The sequence below is a fragment of the Streptomyces niveiscabiei genome, assembly GCF_001419795.1.
In the GTDB taxonomy this organism is placed as follows: Bacteria; Actinomycetota; Actinomycetes; order Streptomycetales; family Streptomycetaceae; genus Streptomyces; species Streptomyces niveiscabiei.
The window spans coordinates 1-8425 of sequence record NZ_LIRL01000282.1; the positions used below are offsets into that span (position 1 = coordinate 1).

Below are 8425 nucleotides of genomic sequence, written 5' to 3' on the forward strand. Positions count from 1 at the left end.
CCCCACCCTGCACCGCCCCGACCCGCCCGCGCGCAGGCTCCCGCCGCTGCTGTACGGCGGACTCCTGCTCGCCGTCGTCGCGGCCGGGCTGCCCCGCGACCCGCTCGCCGTCGACACCACCCGGCGTCTCCGATCCCCGTCCGCCGCGCACCCGTTCGGCACCGACGCCCTCGGCCGCGACCTCCTCGCGCGCGTCGCGCACGGCGCGCTGGACACGCTGCTGCTGGCGGGCGGGATCAGCCTCGCCGCGTACGTCATCGGCGTCCTGCTCGGGCTCGTACCGAGGCTGTCGGCGCCGCTCGTCGACACCGTCAACGCCGTACCGCCCGTCCTCGCCGCGCTGTTGGTCGCCGCCGTGTGGGGGAGCGGCACGAGTACGCCCGCGCTCGCGGTGACCGCCGTCGCCTGGGTGCCCCTCGCCGCGCACACCTCCGCGCTGCTCGCCCAGGAGAAGGCGGCCGTCCACCTCGCCTCGACCCGCGCGCTCGGCGCCGGCCGCGGCCACCTCCTGCGGCGCGCGCTGCTGCCCGCGATCCTCCCGCCCGTCGCCCGCCACGCCGCCCTGCGGCTGCCCGGCAACGCCCTCGCGCTCGCCACCCTCGGCTTCCTCGGCCTCGGCGCCCAGCCCCCGTCCCCGGAATGGGGGCTGCTGCTCGCCGAGAACCAGCCGTACGCCGAGCGCGCGCCGTGGGCGGTCCTCGCGCCCGCCGCCGCGCTCGCCGTCCTCGGGGCGCTCGCGGTGACCGCCGGAGGGCTGCGCCGACGCCGGGGGAGCGCCCCGGGCGACGACCCACAGATCCCTGAACTACCCGAACCCGTACGAGAGTTGGTGGCGGCCCGATGACCCTGGCGACCGGCGTCGAGAAGACGCGGCTCTCCCCCCTGCTGCGTCTGCTGATCCTCACCCAACTCGCCTTCAACGTCGGGTTCTTCGCGGTCCTGCCGTTCCTCGCCGAGCACCTCGGGACCGGGATCGGGCTCGCGGGGTGGCTCGTCGGGTTCGTGCTGGGGCTCCGGACGTTCAGCCAGCAGGGGCTGTTCGTCGTCGGGGGCGCGCTCACCGACCGGTACGGGGTGCGGCCCGTCGTCCTCGCCGGGTGCGTGCTGAGGATCGCCGGGTTCGCGTGGCTCGGGTTCGCCGACGAGGTCGCGTCCGTCATCGGGTCCGTGCTGCTCATCGGGTTCGCCGCCGCACTGTTCTCGCCGGCCGTCGAGAGCGAGGTCGCGCGGCAGGCCGTCGTCTGGGAGGAGGAGGGCAACGGGCCCCGTACGCGCGTCCTCGCGCTGCTCACCGTCGCCGGGCAGGCCGGGGCGTTCGTCGGGCCGCTCATCGGGGCGCTGCTGCTGTCCGTCGACTTCCGCACGGTGTGCCTGGCCGGGGCCGGGGTCTTCGTCCTCGTCCTCGCCGGACACGCGTGGCTGCTGCCGCAGCACATACCCGGACGCCAGAAGACGCAGGTCAAGGGCGGCGTCGGGCCGATGCTGCGCAACCGGCGCTTCCTCGCGCTGTGCTGCGCCTACGGGGCCTATCTGCTCGCCTACAACCAGCTCTACCTCGCGCTGCCCGCCGAGGTCGAGCGCGCGGCCGGGTCCCAGACGCCGCTGTCGTGGCTGTTCGCGCTCTCCTCCGCGCTCGTCGTCGCCGCGCAACTGCCCGTCACCCGGTGGGTGGGGGAGCGGCTCAGCCTCCGTACGTCCATGGCGGGCGGGCTCACCCTCATCGCCGCCGGGTTCGCGGTCGTCGCCGCAGCGCTGCCCGCGCGGTTGGAAGGCACCACCGGGCTCCTGCCCGCCGCCGGGTTCGTCGTCCTGCTCACGCTCGGCCAGATGCTGGTCGCCCCGGCCGCCCGCGCCTGGGTTCCCGACCTCGCGCCCGACGGACGGCTCGGCCTGTACACGGGCGCACTGTCCTCGGTGTCCGGCCTGATCGTCCTGATCGGCAGCTCGCTGACAGGAACCCTGCTGGACACGGGGCTGCCCGCAGCGGTGCCGTGGCTGGTACTGGCGGCGGTACCGCTGGCGGCGATCACGCTGCTGCCGCGCACGGAAACGGTGGAGCACAGGGAAACGGCCGTGTACGCCGAACCCGTCGAAGAGCCCGCGTCGATTCCCAAGAACAGTCAAGGCGGGTGAAGCGGCGCGCGCGGGCGTGGCAGGATCCCGGGACATGAGTGCGTCGCCGGGGGTCCGCGGGTTGCGTGCCGCCGTGTTCGCGGCGGTGTGCGTGCTGCTGGCTGTCGGGGCGCACCTGGTGGCGGTGGGGGAGACGCCGTCCGCCGGGGTGCAGGGGCTCGGCTTCTGTGTCGTGTTCGGTGCCGGGTGGGTGCTCGGGGGGCGGGAGCGGAGTCTCGTCGGGATCGGTGGGGCGACGCTGGTGGCGCAGGGGGCGCTGCATGTGGGGTTCGGGATGCCGGGTCCCGTGCGGACGCCGGTCCAGATGCACATGCGGATGCCCGCCACCCCGCACATGCGGATGCCGCTCCCACTCCACGCCGCTCACCACACCCCCCACACCCTCGCCGCCCACTTCCTCGCCGCGCTCCTCACCTCCTGGTGGCTCCGGCGCGGTGAGGCCGCGCTGTGGTCGCTGCTGCGCCGGGCCGTCGCGCTGGTTCCGGGGCTCGTCGCCTGGTGGCGTGGGCCCGTGCGGATCGCGGGTGCCCGCAGGGTCGTACGGCCGTGGCCGTATCTCCCCGCGCCCCGAAGTCTCCTGCTGCGGCACGCCGTACGGCGGAGAGGGCCGCCCGGGCCGGTTCCGTACCCGGCCTGAAGGAAACGACTCAATTCGTACGGAGATCAGTCAGCCATGTTCCGCACACGTACCGCGGCCCTCGCCGTCCTGCTCGCGGCGGGCGGTGTCCTCGCGTCGGCCGGCGCCGCGTCCGCGCACGTCACCGTCCACCCGGAGAGCTACGCCCAGGGAGCCACCGACGGCCTCCTGACGTTCCGCGTCCCCAACGAGGACGACAAGGCCAGTACCTCGCAGGTACAGGTCTTCCTCCCCACCGACCACCCCCTCCTCGGTGTCCTGGTCCACGCCCAGGACGGCTGGACCCCGAAGGTCACCACCACCAAGCTGAAGACCCCGGTCAAGACCGACGACGGGACGATCACCGACGCGGTCTCCGAGATCACCTGGACCGGAGGGAAGATCGCGCCGGGCCGGTTCGAGGACTTCGGCGTCGCCTTCGGACAGCTCCCCGAGGACGCGACGAAGCTGGAGTTCAAGACCCTCCAGACGTACGACAGCGGCAAGGTCGTCCGCTGGATCGAGGCGGCCGGCCAGGGCGACGACGACCCGGAGAACCCGGCGCCGGTCCTGACCCTGACCTCCGGGAAGCCGACGGGGCCGACGGCACCCGTCGCGAAGAGCACCGCCGGCCACGACTCGACGGCCCGCGACCTGGGCATCGGCGGACTGGCGCTCGGCGCGGTCGCGCTGGGCGCAGGAGGCTTCGCGCTGGCGCGGGCGCGCTCGCCGAGGCCGTAGCCATGTGAAGTCGTAGCCATGGGAAAAGGCCCGGACTCCCCCCGCGGGGTCCGGGCCTTCTCGTACGACGATCAGCGTGCCGCGAGCACCGGCCTCTCCTGGGACGCCAGAGCCGCCACGATCGGCTCCGAGATCACCACGACCGGCTCGGCGGCGACGCGCGCCTCGACCGACGCCGCTTCGGCACCGCGCGGCACCGTCACGGTCACAGCCCCCGACGCCGACTCCGGAACCGCCCCTTCTCCGACCGTCTTCGCCGCCCCCGGCCGCGTCCGGAACAGCCACAGGACGTCCCGCCCGAACGACCAGATCAGCGCCGCCAGCGACGTACCGGCGATCGCCAGGTTCGCGGCGTACGGCAGGAGTCCGGAGCCGGCGAGGAGGAGGCAGATGCCCTGCGTCGCCGCGACGGTCTTGCGCGCCATGCTGTGCGGGAGCGCGGAGTTGAGCCACGGCCAGACGTACGCGGCGGCGACGAACACGTACCGCATCGCGCCCATCAGCAGCACCCATGGCCCGAGCTGGGTCGAGACGTACACGCTGAGCACCAGGATCAGGAACGCGTCGACCTCCATGTCGAACCGCGCGCCGAGCGGCGTCGAGGTCCCTGTACGGCGGGCCACCTTGCCGTCGACGCCGTCCAGGACGAGGGCGACGGCGGTGAGGCCGACGAGGAGGGTGACCGGCGGCGCGGACTCGAAGGAGTCGGCGACCAGGGCCGTCACCCCGCCGACCAGGACCGCGCGGCCGAGGGTGACGCGGTTGGCGGGCCCGAACGTGCGGATTCCGGAGCGGTGGCAGGCGCCGGACAGCAGGGCCCAGGTGCCGAGGGCGAAGACGAGGCCGGTCGCCCAGCCCGCCGTACCCATGCCGATCACCGAGCCGAGCAGGGCCAGCAGCAGGAGCTGAGCGCCCGCTCCCAGAGCGGTCTCCTGCTGGACCAGCCTTGCTTCGTACGTGTTGTTCAGGGCCACCGCACATCCTCCGGCCGAGTGACAGAGTCGATCATCGCCGCGTACTGTGCGCGGCCTGTGCCACATCTCGGTACGTGAACCGGATGCCGATCGTTCAGGAGGTTTTCTATGAAGGGCGCCGCACGCGCGTTCTGGGTCAGCCGTCCGGGTGAGGGGGAGCTGCGCGAGACGGCGCTTCCCGAGCCCGCCGAGGGCGAGGTGCTGGTGCGGACGCTGTGGTCCGGGATCAGCCGCGGCACCGAGACGCTGGTCTTCGGCGGCAAGGTCCCCGAGAACCAGCACACGGCGATGCGCGCGCCGTTCCAGGAGGGCGACTTCCCGGCTCCGGTGAAGTACGGGTACCTCAATGTGGGCGAGGTCGAACAGGGTCCGGCGGAACTTCTCGGCAAGACGGTGTTCTGCCTGTACCCGCACCAGACGCGGTACGTCGTACCGGCCGCGAATGTGATCGTCATACCTGAAAACGTCCCCGCCGAACGAGCCATCCTCGCCGGCACTGTCGAAACCGCCGTCAACGCCCTCTGGGACGCCGCCCCCATGATCGGCGACCGCGTGGCGGTCATCGGCGGCGGCATGGTCGGCAGCTCGGTCGCGGCCCTCCTCGCCAAGTTCCCCGGCGTGAAAGCTCAGCTCATCGACGCCGACCCCGCCCGAGCCGCCACCGCCGCGCACCTCGGCATCGACTTCGCCCTCCCCCAGGACGCGGCCGGCGACCTCGACCTCGTCATCCACGCCAGCGCCACCGAGGCCGGCCTCGACCGGGCCCTCGAACTCCTGCGCCCCGAGGGAACCGTCGTCGAACTCAGCTGGTACGGCGACCGCCGTATCGCCCTCCCGCTCGGCGAGGCGTTCCACTCCCGGCGCCTGACGATCCGCAGCAGCCAGGTCGGCACCGTCTCGCCCGCACGCGCGAGCCGCACCTACGCCGACCGCCTCGCGCTCGCCCTCGACCTGCTCGCCGACCCGGCGCTCGACGCGCTGATCACCGGAGAGTGCGCGTTCGACGAACTCCCCGCCGTGCTCCCGAAGCTGGCCTCCGGCGAGATCCCGGCGCTGTGCCACCGGGTGCGCTACCCGGCGCCCTGACCGGTGGCGCACGCCTGACCTGAGAAAAGAGTGACCGGTCGCTGAACAAGGGGAAGCGGCCGGCCGTACTACACGGCATCCCCCGGCGCGTACCGTCCGGGGGACCAGACGCGCCGCACCTGGAGGGTCGTCCGTTGTTCAGTGTCACCGTCCGCGATCACATCATGATCGCCCACAGCTTCCGCGGCGAGGTCTTCGGACCCGCGCAGCGCCTGCACGGAGCGACGTTCCTCGTGGACGCCACCTTCCGCCGCGAGCAGCTGGACGACGACAACATCGTCGTCGACATGGGACTCGCGAGCCAGGAACTGGGCGCCGTGGTCGCGGAACTGAACTACCGGAATCTGGACAACGAGCCGGATTTCGCGGGGGTCAACACGTCCACCGAGTACCTGGCGAAGGTCATCGCCGACCGGCTCGCCGAGCGGATCGGGAAGGGGGCGCTCGGGGAAGGCGCGCGGGGCATCTCCGCGCTCTCCGTCACGCTGCACGAGTCGCACATCGCCTGGGCGAGTTACGAGCGTGCCCTGTGACCGACGTGACGATGGAGCGGACGCCGGTCCGGCTCGACAAGTCGGCGCTGACCTACGTGCCGAAGCAGCAGCCGGTGCAGCCGGTCGCCAGGAAGAACGGTGACCTGATCCCCATGTCGCTGCGGACCGTGCACTTCGTCCTGCCCGGCGGGGTCGACGACCCGAGCCGCCCCAGCGGCGGCAACGCCTACGACCGCCGCGTCTGCCTCGACCTGCCCGGCTTCGGCTGGCAGGTCCGCAAGCACCTCGCGGACGGCGCGTGGCCGCAGCCGTCCGCCGACGACCGCGACGCCCTCGCGCGCACCCTGCGCGACCTGCCCGACGGGTCGGTCGTCCTGCTCGACGGGATCGTGGCCTGCGGGGTCCCCGAGGTCGTCGTCCCCGAGGCCGAGCGGCTGCGGCTCGCCGTCCTCGTGCACCTGCCCCTCGGCGACGAGACGGGCCTCGCGCCCGAGGTCGCCGCCGAACTCGACGCCCGCGAACGGGCCGTGCTGCGCGCGGTGCCCGCCGTGATCGCCACCAGCGACTGGGCCGTCCGCCGCCTCGTCTCGCACCACGGCCTCGCCCCCGAGAAGGTGCACGTCGCGGCGCCCGGCGCCGACATCGCGCCGCTCGCCTCCGGCACGGACGGCGTCTCGCACCTGGTGTGCGTCGCCGCCGTCACCCCCCGCAAGGGGCAGCACCGGCTCGTCGAGGCCCTCGCCACCGTCACCGACCTGCCCTGGAGCTGCGACCTCGTCGGCGGCGTCGACCAGGACCCCGAGTACGTCGCCCACCTGCGCGAACTCATCGCCCGGCACGGTCTTGAGGACCGGCTCCACCTGGTCGGCGCGAAGTCCGGCGCCGCCCTCGACGCCGCTTACGCCCGCGCCGACCTGATGGTCCTCACCTCGTACGCCGAGACGTACGGCATGGCCGTCACCGAGGCCCTCGCGCGCGGCATCCCCGTCCTCGCCACCGACGTCGGCGGTGTCCCCGAGGCCGTCGGCCGCGCCCCCGACGGCGGTGTCCCCGGCATCCTCGTGCCGCCGGAGAACCCGGCCGCGCTCGCCGCCGAACTGCGCGGCTGGTTCGGGGAGGCGGACGTGCGCCGCCGCCTCAAGTCCGCCGCCCGCGGCCGGCGCGCCGCGCTCGGCGGCTGGGCGTCCACCGCCAAGAGCCTCGCCGGCGTCCTCGGCCGGCTTCCCCGCGAGTCCTGGAGGGCCGCATGAGCAGCGCGGACGTCATCCCCGGCGCCGGACCCGTCGCCGAACGCGCCACCGTACGGCTGCGCGAGTCCGGCCCCGACGACCCGCCCCGGTACGCCCCCGAGTGGCTCCAGCTCCGCGAACCCGCCGACGCGGGCGCCCGTGCGCTCGACCTCCTCGACCCGCTGCGCATCCGCCTCGCGAACCTCCCCAGAGGGAAGGCCGGAGTCGTGGTGCACGACCTCGGGTGCGGGACCGGGTCCATGGGGCGGTGGCTGGCGCCCCGGCTCGACGGGGCCCAGCACTGGGTCCTCCACGACCGGGACCCCTACCTGCTGCACTTCGCGGCCGTCGCCTCGCCCCGGGCCGCCGCCGACGGGAGCCGGGTGACCGTCGAGACGCGGCGCGGTGACGTGGCCCGGCTGACGCCGGACGCGCTCAGCGGGGCGTCCCTCGTCACCGCCTCCGCCCTCCTCGACGTGCTGACCCGCGAGGAGATCGACGCCCTCGTTGACGCGTGCGTGGGCGCCGGGTGCCCCGCGCTGCTCACGCTGTCCGTCGCCGGGCGCGTCGAACTCTCCGACCCCGACCCGCTCGACACGGAGATCCAGGACGCCTTCAACGCCCACCAGCGGCGGGACGGGCTCCTCGGACCCGACGCGGTGAACGTCGCCGCCGAGGCGTTCGAGGCGCGGGGCGCGACGGTGAAACTGCACGCCAGCGCCTGGCGGCTCGGGCCCGCCGAGGCGGCGCTCACCGCGCAGTGGCTGCGCGGCTGGGTGGGCGCCGCCGTCGAGGAACGCCCCGACCTCGCCGCCCGCGCGGAGAGCTATCTGGAGGCGCGGCTCGCGGCTGCCGCCGCCGGGGAGCTGTCGGTGGTCGTCCACCACACGGATCTGCTGGCGCTGGCCCGGCCGGTGGGGAGCGCCTGATGGCCGAGGGGTCGGGGGGTGTCGGAACGGGTGGGGTGGGCGTGCTGCGGCAGGAGGACGGCGGTGAGGCGGCCGGAGGGACGGCCGGTGCCGACGGGGGCCCCGCTGACGGCGCGGCTCGTGGCGAGCGCCCGGCGCCGGGCTCGCGGCGCTGGGCGCGGGTGCTGCGGACCCACTTCGGGACGGTCGCCGGGGCCGTCATCATCGGGGTGCTGCTCTGGCG

The 8425-nt window shown here is 74.1% G+C and carries 9 protein-coding genes and 1 pseudogene; 9 read left to right on the forward strand and 1 reads right to left on the reverse strand.

Translation table 11 applies throughout. The features are described from left to right. From AOK24_RS14810 to AOK24_RS14825, 4 genes are all read left to right on the forward strand, one after another. Nucleotides 1–844, forward strand: an 844-nt coding sequence (locus tag AOK24_RS14810) for an ABC transporter permease (protein WP_159051872.1), incomplete at its 5' end; no start/stop codon positions are given. After that, a complete protein-coding gene (locus tag AOK24_RS14815; RefSeq protein ID WP_055720537.1) occupies nt 841–2133 on the forward strand; it encodes an MDR family MFS transporter in 1293 nt (430 codons plus the stop codon). The genes AOK24_RS14810 and AOK24_RS14815, both read left to right, overlap by 4 nt. 34 nt (nt 2134–2167) lie before the next feature. Continuing rightward, nucleotides 2168–2770 (forward strand): hypothetical protein, encoded by a 603-nt coding sequence (locus AOK24_RS14820; RefSeq protein ID WP_055720538.1) that lies wholly within the window; start codon nt 2168–2170, stop codon nt 2768–2770. A gap of 36 nt (nt 2771–2806) precedes the next feature. Continuing rightward, nucleotides 2807–3490, forward strand: a complete 684-nt coding sequence (locus AOK24_RS14825; RefSeq protein ID WP_055720539.1) for a YcnI family copper-binding membrane protein — start codon at nt 2807–2809, stop codon at nt 3488–3490. A 71-nt stretch (nt 3491–3561) separates the two neighbouring features. On the opposite strand, the gene AOK24_RS14830 is transcribed toward AOK24_RS14825, so the two are convergent. Next, on the reverse strand, nt 3562–4464 hold the full coding sequence (locus AOK24_RS14830) for a CDP-alcohol phosphatidyltransferase family protein (RefSeq protein ID WP_055720540.1): 903 nt from the start codon (nt 4462–4464) through the stop codon (nt 3562–3564). Nucleotides 4465–4572: 108 nt separating this feature from the next. Here AOK24_RS14830 and AOK24_RS14835 point away from each other — a divergent pair, with 108 nt between their 5' ends. From AOK24_RS14835 to AOK24_RS14855, 5 genes and pseudogenes are all read left to right on the forward strand, one after another. Next, nucleotides 4573–5550: a zinc-dependent alcohol dehydrogenase gene (locus AOK24_RS14835; protein ID WP_055720541.1), complete on the forward strand. Its 978-nt coding sequence runs from the start codon at nt 4573–4575 to the stop codon at nt 5548–5550. Between the two features lie 134 nt (nt 5551–5684). Then, on the forward strand, nt 5685–6083 hold the full coding sequence (locus tag AOK24_RS14840; protein WP_055720542.1) for a 6-pyruvoyl trahydropterin synthase family protein: 399 nt from the start codon (nt 5685–5687) through the stop codon (nt 6081–6083). Beyond that, nucleotides 6080–7294 carry a glycosyltransferase family 4 protein gene (locus AOK24_RS14845; RefSeq protein WP_055720543.1) on the forward strand — a complete coding sequence of 405 codons (1215 nt, stop codon included), beginning with the start codon at nt 6080–6082 and terminating at the stop codon, nt 7292–7294. The genes AOK24_RS14840 and AOK24_RS14845 overlap by 4 nt, the downstream gene beginning before the upstream one ends. Continuing rightward, nucleotides 7291–8202: a methyltransferase domain-containing protein gene (locus AOK24_RS14850; protein WP_055720544.1), complete on the forward strand. Its 912-nt coding sequence runs from the start codon at nt 7291–7293 to the stop codon at nt 8200–8202. Before AOK24_RS14845 ends, AOK24_RS14850 begins: the two co-directional genes overlap by 4 nt. Next, nucleotides 8202–8425 (forward strand): annotated as a pseudogene (locus AOK24_RS14855) (UPF0104 family protein); the annotation flags it as partial. The gene AOK24_RS14850 and the pseudogene AOK24_RS14855, both read left to right, overlap by 1 nt.